Annotated in this window: 11 protein-coding genes; 8 read left to right on the top strand and 3 right to left on the bottom strand. The window is 45.4% G+C overall.

Features of this window, described 5'->3' with window-relative positions:
- Positions 1–15 precede the first annotated feature (15 nt).
- Entirely contained in the window at positions 16–138 is a 123-nt protein-coding gene (locus EOPP23_RS21625; RefSeq protein WP_255471663.1) for a hypothetical protein, read from the bottom strand.
- A 227-nt stretch (positions 139–365) separates the two neighbouring features.
- Between EOPP23_RS21625 and EOPP23_RS11415 the strand changes: the two genes are divergently transcribed.
- From EOPP23_RS11415 to livG, 4 genes are all read left to right on the top strand, one after another.
- Positions 366–1493, top strand: coding sequence for a branched-chain amino acid ABC transporter substrate-binding protein (locus EOPP23_RS11415; protein ID WP_153766117.1), 1128 nt, complete (start codon positions 366–368; stop codon positions 1491–1493).
- Positions 1494–1700: 207 nt separating this feature from the next.
- Positions 1701–2627: a high-affinity branched-chain amino acid ABC transporter permease LivH gene (livH, locus tag EOPP23_RS11410; RefSeq protein ID WP_153766116.1), complete on the top strand. Its 927-nt coding sequence runs from the start codon at positions 1701–1703 to the stop codon at positions 2625–2627.
- A complete protein-coding gene (locus tag EOPP23_RS11405) occupies positions 2624–3946 on the top strand; it encodes a high-affinity branched-chain amino acid ABC transporter permease LivM (RefSeq protein ID WP_153766115.1) in 1323 nt (440 codons plus the stop codon). The genes livH and EOPP23_RS11405 overlap by 4 nt, the downstream gene beginning before the upstream one ends.
- Before the next feature lie 15 nt (positions 3947–3961).
- Positions 3962–4729: a high-affinity branched-chain amino acid ABC transporter ATP-binding protein LivG gene (gene livG, locus EOPP23_RS11400; protein WP_153766114.1), complete on the top strand. Its 768-nt coding sequence runs from the start codon at positions 3962–3964 to the stop codon at positions 4727–4729.
- Here the strand turns inward: livG and EOPP23_RS11395 are convergent.
- A complete protein-coding gene (locus EOPP23_RS11395) occupies positions 4711–5820 on the bottom strand; it encodes a hypothetical protein (RefSeq protein ID WP_153766113.1) in 1110 nt (369 codons plus the stop codon). The genes livG and EOPP23_RS11395 overlap by 19 nt on opposite strands.
- Before the next feature lie 332 nt (positions 5821–6152).
- Here EOPP23_RS11395 and EOPP23_RS11390 point away from each other — a divergent pair, with 332 nt between their 5' ends.
- The 4 genes from EOPP23_RS11390 to EOPP23_RS11375 all read left to right on the top strand — a co-directional run bounded on the left by EOPP23_RS11390 (position 6153) and on the right by EOPP23_RS11375 (position 11832).
- Complete coding sequence (locus EOPP23_RS11390) at positions 6153–6854, top strand: ABC transporter ATP-binding protein (protein ID WP_153766179.1); 702 nt, start codon at positions 6153–6155, stop codon at positions 6852–6854.
- Positions 6855–7160: 306 nt separating this feature from the next.
- The gene (locus EOPP23_RS11385; protein ID WP_153766112.1) at positions 7161–10853 is read left to right on the top strand and encodes a diguanylate cyclase domain-containing protein; all 3693 of its coding nucleotides are present in this window, start codon (positions 7161–7163) and stop codon (positions 10851–10853) included.
- A 126-nt stretch (positions 10854–10979) separates the two neighbouring features.
- Positions 10980–11522: a hypothetical protein gene (locus EOPP23_RS11380; RefSeq protein ID WP_153766111.1), complete on the top strand. Its 543-nt coding sequence runs from the start codon at positions 10980–10982 to the stop codon at positions 11520–11522.
- A gap of 49 nt (positions 11523–11571) precedes the next feature.
- Entirely contained in the window at positions 11572–11832 is a 261-nt protein-coding gene (locus EOPP23_RS11375) for a DUF6482 family protein (protein WP_153766110.1), read from the top strand.
- A gap of 76 nt (positions 11833–11908) precedes the next feature.
- Here the strand turns inward: EOPP23_RS11375 and EOPP23_RS11370 are convergent, their stop codons facing one another.
- The gene (locus EOPP23_RS11370) at positions 11909–13174 is read right to left on the bottom strand and encodes a 6-phosphofructokinase (protein ID WP_153766109.1); all 1266 of its coding nucleotides are present in this window, start codon (positions 13172–13174) and stop codon (positions 11909–11911) included.
- Positions 13175–13286 lie beyond the last annotated feature (112 nt).

Here is a 13286-nt window from a genome sequence, read left to right as displayed (position 1 = left end):
GTTAAGTAAGGTTCTTCAGAAAACAGAACCAAGAAAGAAATGTACCGCTGCCAAAATACTGCCCATCGACAGGGCCAGCAGAACTATTTCCCCGAACTCCAGCTTTTGATTTCCATCTGGCTGCTCTCTCATATCCATACTGCGCCTCCCTACTACATAAAGGGTTTCCTTACTGGATTCCATAAATTTAGGTCGAAATCTGAGCAGACGCTCTACTACGTTAGTCTCGGTTGTCAATTGGTCTGGAAAAAAGTACCAAAAAAGACTGTTATGGAAGAAAAAAATCCTTAATATAGCCAATTGTGAGCAATATGGATTGAATTGATAATTAAACGGAATTAGCTCCTTCAAGAGAGATCAACAAAATGATAAGAAAAATAAACAAGACTCTGGCCGCGATGGCTATTTCTGCTGCAGTAGCAAGTGCTGCTGGAGTGGCTCAGGCTGCTGACACAATCAAGATTGCCCTGGCGGGCCCGGTTACAGGTCCTGTTGCCCAGTACGGTGACATGCAGTTTACCGGTGCCAAAATGGCGATTGATCAAATCAACAAAAAAGGCGGTGTTAACGGCAAGCAATTAGAAGCTGTCGTATACGATGACGCTTGCGATCCTAAACAGGCCGTTGCTGTTGCTAACAAAATTGTTAACGATGAAATCAGCTTTGTTGTCGGTCACCTTTGTTCTTCTTCCACACAGCCAGCTTCCGACATCTATGAAGATGAAGGCATCATGATGGTGACTGCAGCTTCTACCAGCCCGGACATCACCAGTCGTGGTTATGAAATGATTTTCCGTACCATTGGTCTAGACAGTCTGCAGGGCCCAACCGCTGGTAAGTTCATTGTTGAGCAGGTTAAGCCAAAGCGCATGGCGGTTATTCACGACAAACAGCAGTATGGCGAAGGTATTGCTACTGCAGTTAAGAATACTGTTGAGAAAGCCGGTATTGATGTTGCTCTGTTTGAAGGTGTAACACCGGGCGACAAGGATTTTTCTGCTCTGATTGCCAAGCTCAAGAAAGAAAAGGTTGAGTTCATTTATTACGGTGGTTATCACCCTGAGCTGGGTCTGATTTTGCGTCAGAGTGCAGAAAAAGGTCTGAAGGCTAAGTTCATGGGGCCGGAAGGTGTTGGTAACAAGGACATCTCTGCTATCGCAGGTAAGGCTTCTGAAGGTCTACTGGTGACTCTGCCAAAGAGCTTTGACAAGGACCCGGCCAATGCTGAGCTGGTTGCTGCATTCAAGGCTAAAGGTGAAGATGCAACAGGTCCATTCGTATTCCCATCATACTCTGCAGTACAGGTTATGGCTGAAGGTATGAAGGTAACCAAGAGCGAAAGCCCTGATAAGGTTGCTGACACTCTGCGTAGCCAAAGCTTCAAAACGCCAACGGGTAACCTGGCATTTGATGCCAAGGGCGACCTGAAGGATTTCAGTTTTGTTGTTTACAGCTGGCACGCTGACGGCACCAAGACTGCAGTATCCGAGTAAAAATCGCCGGGCACTTTGATTGAGTGCTTTTATGTGCTCAATCAAATCCTGTCGTTTATTTGCTCGTTTCTGGCGAGCAAATAATACCTGAATTCGAATGATTGGTTCTTCATTACCGGTGAAGTGATCAACTCAATAAAAAGAATAAGAACGATGTACGTAGCCTCATAGACGACACAGTCTATAGGGTGGCGGAGAATATATAACATGCCTGAGTCCGTCTTATATTTTATTCAGCAGCTGCTGAACGGCTTGACAGTGGGCAGCACCTACGCCCTCATCGCAATCGGCTACACCATGGTGTACGGCATTATTGGCATGATCAATTTTGCTCATGGTGAAATTTACATGATTGGTAGCTATATCGCCTTTGCCGTTATGGCAGGGCTAGCCATGATGGGAGTTGATAGTGTTTCCCTGATGCTGATAGCTGCCTTTGTTATCAGTGTGATTATTACCAGTTCCTATGGCTTCGCAATAGAGCGGGTAGCTTACCGGCCTCTGCGCAACAGCAACCGCCTGATTGCCCTTATTTCTGCCATAGGTATGTCTATCTTCCTGCAGAACTACGTACGACTGGCTCAGGGTTCTCGTGACATTGCCATGCCGAGCCTTATTACTGGCGGCTGGTCGTTTGGTCCTGAAGATGGCTTTCAGACCACTGTGTCATACATGCAGTTGATTATCTTTGTTGTCACCTTTATTTCGATGACAGCCCTGACTCTGTTTATTTCCAAATCAAAAATGGGGCGTGCCTGTCGTGCCTGTGCTGAAGATCTGGGAATGACCAACCTGCTGGGTATCAATACCAACCATATTATTTCTCTAACCTTTGTTATTGGTGCTGCTCTTGCTGCAGTAGCAGGTGTATTACTTGGCATGTATTACGGCGTTATTAATCCTTACATCGGCTTTATGGCAGGTCTTAAGGCATTTACGGCGGCAGTGCTAGGTGGCATCGGAAGTATTCCTGGTGCGGTATTGGGTGGCTTGATTCTTGGTGTGACCGAAGCATTTACCGCTGGTTATTTCAGTACCGAGTATAAAGACGTTGTTGCGTTTGGTTTGTTGATCCTGATTCTTCTGTTCAAACCAACCGGCATTCTGGGTAAACCGGAGGTAGAAAAAGTATGAAGTCGCTGCGTTTTGCCCCTGCCATTCTTTCAGCAGTAGTACTGCTGGTATTGACCAGCCTGATGCTGGGTATACGTCTTGAACCGGAAGGTACACGACTAATCGTCACTACAGCAGACAGTGAATCTTTAACACTGATTGCTATTGGTGCGCTGGTTGTCTTCTTCTTCCAGTTGTTCCGTTCAACGGTTGATAAAAGCCTGACCGGTGTTAAAAGTGCTTTGCCTTCTATCAGTGCAGACAGGATGCTGGCCGCTACTGAAAACAAAAGTATTAAAACAACCCTGATCTGTTTTGCGGTTGCTGGCCTGATGATTTGGCCATTTATGGTGTCTCGCGGTGCTGTCGATCTGGCAACACTGGCGCTGATTTACGTGATGTTGGGACTGGGACTTAACATCGTTGTAGGTCTGGCAGGTCTGCTGGACCTTGGTTATGTGGGTTTCTATGCCGTTGGTGCTTACAGCTATGCCTTGCTGAATCAGTATCTTGGGCTGGATTTCTGGAGCAGTCTGGTCATGGGTGGCCTGCTGGCTGCTTTCTTTGGCTTTGTGCTTGGTTTCCCGGTGCTCCGTTTACGCGGTGATTACCTTGCTATCGTGACGCTGGGTTTTGGTGAGATCATTCGGATCCTGCTGAATAACTGGACGGCTCTGACCGGTGGCCCAAACGGTATCAGTCAGATTCCGAAGCCAACCCTGTTTGGTCTGGAGTTTGGTCGTCGTGCAAAGGAAGAGGGTAATGTACCTTTTCATGAGTATTTTGGTATTGCCTACAGCAGTGAGTACAAGGTTATCTTCCTTTATATACTTGCCGTGTTGCTGGTTATTGCCACTCTGTTTGTGATTAACCGCTTGCTTAGAATGCCTATTGGTAGAGCCTGGGAAGCACTGCGTGAAGATGATATTGCCTGCCGTTCACTGGGTCTGAATCCAACCGCTATCAAGCTGTCTGCATTTACCATTGGTGCTGCGTTTGCAGGATTTGCGGGAACCTTTTTTGCGGCTCGTCAGGGTTTTATCAGTCCTGAGTCGTTCACTTTCATAGAGTCAGCGATCATTCTCGCGATTGTAGTGCTGGGCGGAATGGGTTCTCAGATGGGGGTGATTTTGGCTGCAGTAATCATGACTGTGTTGCCTGAGTTTGCCCGTGAGTTCCAGGAATACCGAATGCTGATGTTTGGTTTGATGATGGTCTGCATGATGATTTGGCGCCCTGAAGGTTTGCTGCCAATGAAGCGTCCCCATATCGAAACCAAAAAAGGCCGTTCTGAATCTGATGAAAAAACGATGGCAACCCCTGTTGCTGAAGGCGTGTAAGGAAGGAGTACAGAAATGAGCGAATGTTTGCTAGAAGCTTCTGACCTGAGTATGCGCTTTGGTGGTTTGCTGGCCGTAGATCAGATGGCTTTAAAAATTAATCAGGGCGAAATTGTTTCCATGATTGGGCCAAACGGTGCCGGGAAAACGACAGTATTTAACTGTCTGACCGGTTTCTATAAAGCCACTGGCGGCGACATCCGGTTTAAAGGCCAGGCTATTGAAGGTATGCCCGGATTCAAGATCGCTCGTCTTGGTGTGGTTCGTACTTTCCAGAATGTACGACTGTTTAAAGCTATGACGGTGTTGGAAAACCTGCTGGTGGCTCAGCACAGGCATCTGAATACAGGCTTGCTTGCTGGATTGTTTAAAACACCAGGGTTTAAAAAGAGTGAAACTGAAGCTATCGCAAAATCTGAGTTCTGGCTGGATAAAGTGGGCCTGACCGAATTTGCTAATCGTGAAGCAGGAAATCTAGCTTACGGTCAGCAGCGCAGGCTGGAGATTGCCCGCTGTATGGTGACCAATCCTGAGCTGTTAATGCTAGATGAACCTGCAGCAGGTTTGAATCCGAATGAAACGGCTGAGCTGGATGAGTTGATCTCGGATTTACGTCGTGATCACGGTGTCACGGTTCTCCTGATTGAGCACGATATGAAACTGGTGATGGAAATTTCTGACCGGATTTACGTGATCAATCAGGGCCGTCCACTGGCTTCTGGTACGCCTGACGAAATCAGGAATAATCCGGAGGTTATCAAGGCTTATTTGGGAGAATCCTGATACCAGCCTTCCGGTGCAACGTCCGAGTTTTTGAGGCACTGGAAGACCCCTGCTTCACTGTTACCATAAAGGTCAACCTTGGTACTGGCAGGCTTGGTTAAATGAATCGAGCTTGTCAGCCAGAGAAAACTCCCTGCATATCTCAGGCTGCTGGTTTTTGCCTTGATCATACGTAGGCAGGCAAGTGAGTAGTTATTATTTACGAACTTTGTTAGAACCTCTTCACTGGCTAGAGGTTCTTCGCCTATCTCGGACAGTAAAAGATTTATATCTGATAGTGCCCAGTCAGGGTATGGTTCGTGTTCGCGATAGAGAGAATTATTGTAACCCTTATATCCCCAGAGTAATTCAATCAAAGCTTCTCTTATACTCATCAACTTATTGAAGTGTGCTTTCATTTCATCCTGTGCTCTGCCGCTTAACCCCCAGATAACTGTGGAAGCTTGATCATGCCAGTCATAGGCTTGCTGACCATTAACTTCATAAAGAGGCTGGGCCAGATCATTAAGTCTGAGTATCAGCTCGCCGTTTTGATTGTCGACCTCCCAGTTACTCAGAGCAGTATCCAGTGCTATACGATCATCAGGGTGCAGTTGGTTGTGTGAATGAAGTTTTATAACGATTCCCAGTTGCTTTTCGAAGATCTCTTTTCTTGTTTCTTCGCTGGCTGTTTCAATAAGCTTGTGAGCCAGTTGAGGCTCATTGAGATAAGGTTGAATGACATAGACAATACCCTGCCATTCAGAAAAAACTCCCCACCCTGAAAATTGATTTGATTCTATAGCAGCCAGCTGAGTATCTGTTGTCTCTATACCCAGTTGATGTAATTTTTTTCTGTAAGTATGTATATGCTGAATATGTTGACTGGCTTTGTCCACGTTGCAGAAGCCGGCAAGTCTTCTGACGTGCTTGTTTTGAAGGCTTTCTATGCTGCTGATATGAAGACCCAGAGTCATTGAGCCAGAGCCTTTTATTTCGAAACCATAGGTGCTGGATGCAGGGTTGTATTTATTGAGTCCACGCTCAAACTTTAGCAGATCAATTATTTGTAATGGCGGTTCGACAAATATGCTCTTATCAACTCTATCCAAAGTAGTTTTCGTACAGTCGTTACAAAACAGATAACTGTACTTTGGTGGATGCAGTTTATGTGTTCCTGCTGGATTATCAGGAAGGGAAACAGAGCTGCAATTATTGTTGGAAAGTACTACGCACGAAAAAAAAATGCTCCAAAGAGTGCAAGTTTTTCTGCGGACAGCCCTGTTCATGATAAGAAACCTGTTGTTTTTTTTCATTCAATCCAATATAGATGGCTTTTAGCTGGATGCTGCGAAAACTCTTTTTTGGTACTCTAGCCTCTGAAGAAACGAACAATAACGATAAGAAAATAAAGGACAGTTGTACTATGTCAGCTCCTGACCAATTGCTTGCTGTTGAAAACGTATCAACGTTTTATGGAAAGATTCAGGCACTGGACTCTGTCAGTGTAAATATTTCCGAGGGTGAAATAGTCACTCTCATTGGCGCTAATGGCGCGGGTAAGTCTTCGCTTCTGATGACTATTTGTGGGGAGCCAAGGGCTCATTCAGGTCACATTTATTACGAAGGCCAGGAAATCACCCAGAATCATACCTCTGACATTATGCGTACAGGTATTGCTGTGGTGCCTGAAGGCCGAAGGGTATTCTCCCGTCTGACAGTAGAAGAGAATCTCACCATGGGTGGTTTCTTTGTTGAAGGTGAAGAATTTCAGAAGAATTATGACCATGTTCTTGAGCTTTTCCCGCGTTTGAAAGAGCGCCTGTATCAGCGCAGTGGCACAATGTCGGGCGGTGAGCAGCAGATGCTGGCCATTGGCCGTGCCCTGATGAGCAGTCCGAAGCTTTTGCTGCTGGACGAACCGTCACTGGGACTTGCCCCTATTGTTATTCAGCAGATTTTCGAAATAATCGAGCGTCTTAGAGAAGAGGGTATGACAATCTTCCTGGTCGAGCAGAATGCCAACCAGGCATTGAAGCTTGCTGATCGTGGATATGTTCTGGAAAATGGCCAAATTGTCCTGCAGGGATCCGGTGATGACCTGCTGGCCGATGAAGCTGTTCGAAAAGCTTATCTGGGGGCTTAATCCCCCTTATGAAGGATTCGTAGTCGTACTGCCTCGGGCTTAATGGAGTAAAGGGTGTTGGCCGGATGCCAAAGCCTGTTGTAGAGGAAATATTGTTTGTGAAGACGTCAAATGATCGTTTGTCGGGCAAGGAGATGGCCCTGTTAGCTTGCTCTTTTTACTCAATAGGAGCTGCGCTGGTCTGGTTGATGAAAGCTATTTCCTGATCAGATCTGTGATGGGCTGCAAGCTAAAAAAAGCAGCCTTATTGGCGATGCACTATTAGATACCCGCTTTGTTGGCGGGTTTTTAATAGGGTAAGCCATAATGCCTTCAGGCAAGTATCCAGAATTACAGTTCAGAAGCATTTTTGGTGGCCTTGCTACTACCCTGTCACTTTGGTTCTTTATTCTCTCTCTTGGGCCAGTCATTTTAATTGGTTTGAATGAATACCATGAAGGTCGGGAGGCAATAGAAGCGTCTCGTTATGAGCAACTAACAACAATTAATGAGTTATTGAGCCAGCAAATTAATGATCACTTTGATCAACTGGTTCGGAGCTTGTATGACACGGCTGATTCTGCCAGCGCTTTTATTAAAGCATTCAAAGACTCACCTTCTACTCAGGTAATGGATAGCGAAAAACCTTCTAAATCAGCCGAGTATCAACAGCTGGTTGATGATTACTCCAGCAGTTTTATTAGTTTTATTCGGCTTCATGATTTTTCCAACCTTCTTCTGCTAGATGTTAATGGCAATATACTTTATACCGCCAACTCCTATGGTGAGCTTGGTCTGAATTTGTTTGAGGATAAGCTTGCTGACACGGCTTTTTCGCAAGCCGCCAGACATGCTCTCGAACTGGGGTTACCAGCTTATGCTGATGTAAGTAACTATCCGCATACAGGTAGAGAGAAAGTGAGCTTCTTTATTCTTCCTCTGCAGGACGACAGGGGAAATAATGAAGGGCTACTGGCTGCTCAGCTACCCGCTTTAACGGTCCAAGGCTTTTTTGATGATCTCAGTACCGGTGTTAAAGGTATTAATTCATATCTTTTGGGCAGAGATCAGAAAATCAGATATGGGACCGACTTTGATCACCGCCAGATAATGAAAAGACGACTGGAAGGGAGTCTGGTTGAAGAGTGGTTGGGGCATCTTCATGAAGGATCAGACTTTAGCGACCATCATGATCATGAAGAACATCACTCTGATTACAGCTCAATGGCCAGTCATGAGCGAAAGCATATAAAAAGCTATCTGGGTATCAATGGTGAGAAAGTGCTGGGAACTTATCACCCTATTGAAATAGCAGGAACTGAATTGGTGTTAATCTCTGAGGTGCCAATAGCGGTTGCATTCAGCAGTATTCATCATTTTAGAAACCGGATTTTGCTTCTCTCAGGGATTATTGTTCTGGTGGTGCTTTTATTGAGCATCCTGGTATCGAGGTGGCTGGTAAAGCCGATCATCAAAGTAACTCGCTCAGTTAACAGGGTCGCTGCCGGAGATTATGAAGCCACGAGAATTATCAGGAATAAAAATGAAATTGGTTGGCTCAGCGTCTGTGTGCATGAAATGACAGAACAATTGCGAGAGCAGCAGTCAGCTTTAAAAAAAGCTAATAAGAAGCTGCAACTGTCCAATTCAGAACTGGCAGAGAAAAGTGAGCAGTTACTTTTCAGAAAAGAAGAGATTGAACATAAGAATAAAGAGATTGAAGAATCCAGTAGCAGGCTCATAGAGAAAGTAGCAGAGCTGGAAAAAGCCAGCCGTTATAAATCAGAGTTTCTCGCCAACATCTCCCATGAACTTCGCACTCCGCTTAACTCAATGATCATTCTTGCGCAGATGATGAGGGACAATTCTGAAGGGAATTTGACCAACGATCAGCTGGAATCTATCGAGGTTATTCATCATGGCAGTGAAGAATTGCTTGAACTGATTAATGACATTCTGGATTTATCTAAAGTTGAAGCAGGCAAGATGAATGTCGAGTTTAGTCGAGTTCATATAGAAGAGTTGTGCCAAAATCTGATGAGTCTGTTTAAGCCTCAGGCTGAGCAGAAAAAACTGTCATTGAGCCTTTCTATTGATTCCGGTGTTAATACAGCCCTGATTTCTGATGCGCAAAGATTACAACAAGTACTTAAAAACTTTCTATCCAATGCATTCAAGTTTACGCAATCAGGTTCAGTCGAGCTTTCAGTTGTACAAGAAGCAAGAAGTATTGGTGCAGAGTTTAAGAGCAGTATCGTTTTTACGGTAAAGGATACCGGGGTCGGTATCCCAGCAGACAAAAAAGAAATTATTTTTGAAGCGTTTCAGCAGGCAGATGGTTCAACCAGCAGGAAGTTTGGTGGTACTGGTTTGGGGTTGGCTATTTCCAGAGAACTGTCGGGATTGCTTGAAGGTTGGATAGAGCTTGAAAGCGAAGAAAATAAAGGCTCCAGTTTTAGCCTGATTCTTCCTGCTGATGGGCCGTCCAGATTGGCGGGTAAAGAAGAGGCCGGTCTTTCTATACAGAGTTCGATAACTACCCAAGGGCTTTTGGATACAGGCTTATGGCAACAGCCAGAGATAGTAGAAGTAAATAAAAAGCAGCAGGAAACAGAAATTCAATTAGTAGATAAAAATAAAAACGGGCTAGGTTCATCAATAAGTGTTCTGGTGGTTGATGATCGCTCTGAAAACCTACTGGTTTTGGATAAGTTGTTGTCAGGCTTTGATATTGAAGTTTGTAAAGCTATAAGTGGTGAAGAGGCGGTGGAGCAAGCTTCAGCCAAAAGCTTTGCGGTTATATTGATGGATGTCCAAATGCCTGAAATGGATGGCTTTGAGGCGGCATCGATTATTCACAGCAAACCTGAAACAGCGAATGTTCCCATTATTTTTGTAACTGCTCTGCATCGAGATAAATTTTATATCAAGAAAGGGTATCAGGCCGGAGCAGTTGACTATCTTTCCAAGCCTTTGGATCCGGTAATACTGAAAGGCAAGATCAAAGTGTTTATTGACCTGGAGCGACAACGACTTCAGCTGGAAAAAATGGCAGAAAAGCTTGAATTGTCGAGTCGTAAGAACAAACACTTGCTAGACAGTGCTGGTGAGGGGATTTTAGGGATTGATGAGTACGGAGTTATTAGTTTTGCTAATCCTTTGGCGGAAGAACTTCTGGAAGCTTCGGGTCAGAGTTTGATTGGCCAGAACATACAATCATTTATTTTTGGCGAAAACAGCCAAGGTAAGAGCAGTGAAGATAAAAGTGGTGAAACAAGCGGTGATATGAGCTGGACTGATTCAGCCATGAAAAAAATCTGTTTTGATCGAGGTGAAAAATATTCGACCGATGACCATCGGTTGTGGACCAGCAACAAAGGTTCTTTTCCCGCAGAGTACAGTCTGACGCCAGTGTTGGATGAGCAGGATAAAGTTGAAGGCGCCGTATTACTTTTCCAGAACATCACCAAACGTAAGGAAAGTGAACAGCAGTTAAATCGTATGGCTCGGTATGATGAGCTTACAGGTCTGGCAAACAGAGCACTGTTTCAGGAATATCTTGAAGCATCCCTTGGCCGCAGCAAAAGGCGCTCAAGGTGTACTGGTGTTTTATTCCTTGATCTCGATGGTTTCAAGGAAGTGAATGATTCTCTTGGGCATGATGCGGGGGACGAGCTGCTGAAAAGTGTTGCTGGTCGATTGAAATCAGTGGTTCGTCAGGGGGATTTGTTGGCTCGGCTGGGTGGCGATGAGTTTGCAGTGATTCTTGATGATGTTGCCAACGCAGCTGATGTGGGCCTGGTGGCCGGTAAATTTTTGGAGTCAATGAAACCCACTCATGAGTTGGCGGACGGGGAGAAAAATATCGGTGTCAGTATTGGTGTCGCTACCACTGAAGATGTCGGCCTGAATGGGGAAAAATTGCTGAAGGCTGCTGATATTGCTATGTATCAGGCAAAAAAAGAAGGCAAAAACAGTTATCGTCTATATTCAGTTATCAAGGGAAGCGAAAGGCATTGAGAACAATACTGTCTAGATATCATGCTCTTTATTCCTGAAAGTTCTGTGCTGTAACCTCGGCCACTGCACACGGAATTACTCGCTGATTGCAATATCAGCATCACTCGGATGAAAGGAGTCTTCCGGATGATACAACTGCTCTATAAATTCCCTGACCTAAAAGCTGCTCAGAAATTCAATGATGTGGCTGAGGCTGCGGGTATAACCCACGACCATCTTCACATAGCTCACAAGGATCATCTGGGAACACAGAAACGACATTTAAACGATCTCAGCTTCCTTGAGGAGTTTGATACTCTGCATTCCAGCGAGAGAGGTTTTCTCATAGGCATCATTCTGTCGGTCATGACAGGCTTTGCTATCTATGAGTTCCTTGAAGGGCACCCGGTTGCATCTATGATCACTCTATTTGCCTGCCTTATCGTTCTGGGCTATTCGACCTGGCTCGGAGGCCTGATTGGCAGTTCCAGCGATAACTACCGTTTACAGCCATTTCATGATCACCTGGAACAAGGTGGAGCTTTGGTCATTGTTGATCTTGATGTGGAAAGTGAACAGCTGCTAAAAAAGGCTCTGGTCAGAGAAATGCCATCGGTTGTTCCAGCAGGTCGATCCAGCACTATTGATAACCCGTTTGCAGGACAATTGATGTTGCGAAAGCACTTCTAGCCAATGTTTAGTCCAACGTTCTCTTTAAAAATTACTTCATGGAGGAAGTATGAACCTGAAAGAATTACACCGAGAATTTCGTGATCATCCAGCACCTATAGAACTGGTTTCAACGGAGGGCGATATTTACCTCTGCAGGATTAATGGCGATACCTGGCTGACCAGCCAGACAGATAAAAGGCCTATGCAATTTCACAGTATCTTTCAGGCAAGGGAGCATTTAGGGAAAGAGATATCAGCCAATATGGAGCTGGTGATGCCAACAGCTTATGATGAAATGATTGGTGAGCAGGATCGACTTCATCATTAAACATATGTGTCTTTATTAAAAAGAGAAAAGGGCTGATGATCAGCCCTTTTTATGCTTCAGCTATTACGCTTTAACATTAGATTTCGAACTTTGTTGTCAGTTTCTTCTCAACCATAACCTTCTTAAGTTTGGCAAATCTTGGCAGACCGTTCAGGTATGCAGGGTACTCTTCGCCCTCGATCAATGGTTCAAGGTATTCACGGCAAGTAGACGTGATACCAAAGCCCTCACTGTTGATAAAGTCCAGGGGCATTTTCTTTTCGAAGTTAGCCACTTCTACCAGCGGTATTTCACCAATGGACCAGCGATATGGAGCGTTGGATTCACGAATAATACCTGGCATTACGGCGTTCTTGCCGGTCACAGCCAGCTCAACAGCCGCTTTACCAACAGCATAAGCCTGCTCAACATCGACTCTTGAAGCAACGTGACGGGCAGAACGCTGAAGGTAGTCTGGCACTGCATAGTGATACTTGTAGCCATGTTCACGCTTGATCATGGTACAGAGTGCCGGAGCAACACCACCGAGCTGCTGGTGACCAAAGGAGTCAACAACCGTCGAAGAAGCTGACACGAATGTACCGTCAGAATATTTGGCACCTTCGGAAGCGATAATTACACAGTAACCTTCACTATCAACGGTCTTTTTCACCTTGGCCAGAAACTTCTCTTTGTTCAGAGGCAGTTCGGGGAAGATGATGATATGAGGTGGATCGCCGTCCTGACGAGCCGCTAGACCCGCTGCGGCAGCCAGCCATCCAGCATGACGCCCCATTACCTCAACAACGAATACCTTGGTTGACGTGTCGCACATGGACGCGATGTCGTGACTGGCTTCCTTGGTGGAAACCGCCAGATACTTAGCCGCAGAACCAAAGCCCGGGCAGTTATCGGTTACGGCAAGATCGTTATCAATCGTTTTGGGAACACCGATACAGGTGATCGGATAGCCCATTTTTTCGCTTAGTTGGGACACCTTTAGAGCGGTATCCATAGAGTCATTGCCGCCGTTATAGAAGAAGTAGCCAATGTTGTGAGCCTGAAAAACCTCGATCAGGCGTTCATATTCAGCTCTGCTTTCCTCAAAGGATTTAAGTTTGTAACGACAGGAACCAAATGCGCCACCAGGAGTTCTGTGAAGGGCGCCAATGGTTTCGTGGGATTCCTGACTGGTATCAATCAGCTCTTCTCGCAGTGCTCCCAGAATGCCGTTATGACCGGCGTAGACTTTCCCTATCTTGTCCGGGTAACGGCGGGCTGTTTCAATAACAGCGCAGGCGCTGGCGTTGATAACAGGTGTAACACCCCCGGACTGAGCATAAAACGCATGCTTGACTGACATTTCTGGGCAGCTCTTTTGTTTGTTAGCTTGTGTGACTTTATGGTAAGCAAAGTTCAGGCTCGGATCATACTCAAATATGAGTTGAAAGTCCTGCAAATATAAAGCTTTTTAC

It is taken from the genome of Endozoicomonas sp. OPT23, assembly GCF_009653635.1.
Taxonomy (GTDB): Bacteria; Pseudomonadota; Gammaproteobacteria; order Pseudomonadales; family Endozoicomonadaceae; genus Endozoicomonas_A.
This window is presented reverse-complemented; position numbering and strand designations above follow the sequence as displayed.

What these genes read in the sequence shown, in the direction of transcription:
- livH (WP_153766116.1), top strand. Translation starts at nt 1,701, where the DNA reads ATGCCTGAGTCCGTCTTATATTTTATTCAGCAGCTGCTGAACGGCTTG.
- EOPP23_RS11405 (WP_153766115.1), top strand. Translation starts at nt 2,624, where the DNA reads ATGAAGTCGCTGCGTTTTGCCCCTGCCATTCTTTCAGCAGTAGTACTG.
- livG (WP_153766114.1), top strand. Translation starts at nt 3,962, where the DNA reads ATGAGCGAATGTTTGCTAGAAGCTTCTGACCTGAGTATGCGCTTTGGT.
- EOPP23_RS21625 (WP_255471663.1), bottom strand. Translation starts at nt 138, where the DNA reads ATGGATATGAGAGAGCAGCCAGATGGAAATCAAAAGCTGGAGTTCGGG.
- EOPP23_RS11385 (WP_153766112.1), top strand. Translation starts at nt 7,161, where the DNA reads ATGCCTTCAGGCAAGTATCCAGAATTACAGTTCAGAAGCATTTTTGGT.
- EOPP23_RS11370 (WP_153766109.1), bottom strand. Translation starts at nt 13,174, where the DNA reads ATGTCAGTCAAGCATGCGTTTTATGCTCAGTCCGGGGGTGTTACACCT.
- EOPP23_RS11415 (WP_153766117.1), top strand. Translation starts at nt 366, where the DNA reads ATGATAAGAAAAATAAACAAGACTCTGGCCGCGATGGCTATTTCTGCT.
- EOPP23_RS11380 (WP_153766111.1), top strand. Translation starts at nt 10,980, where the DNA reads ATGATACAACTGCTCTATAAATTCCCTGACCTAAAAGCTGCTCAGAAA.
- EOPP23_RS11375 (WP_153766110.1), top strand. Translation starts at nt 11,572, where the DNA reads ATGAACCTGAAAGAATTACACCGAGAATTTCGTGATCATCCAGCACCT.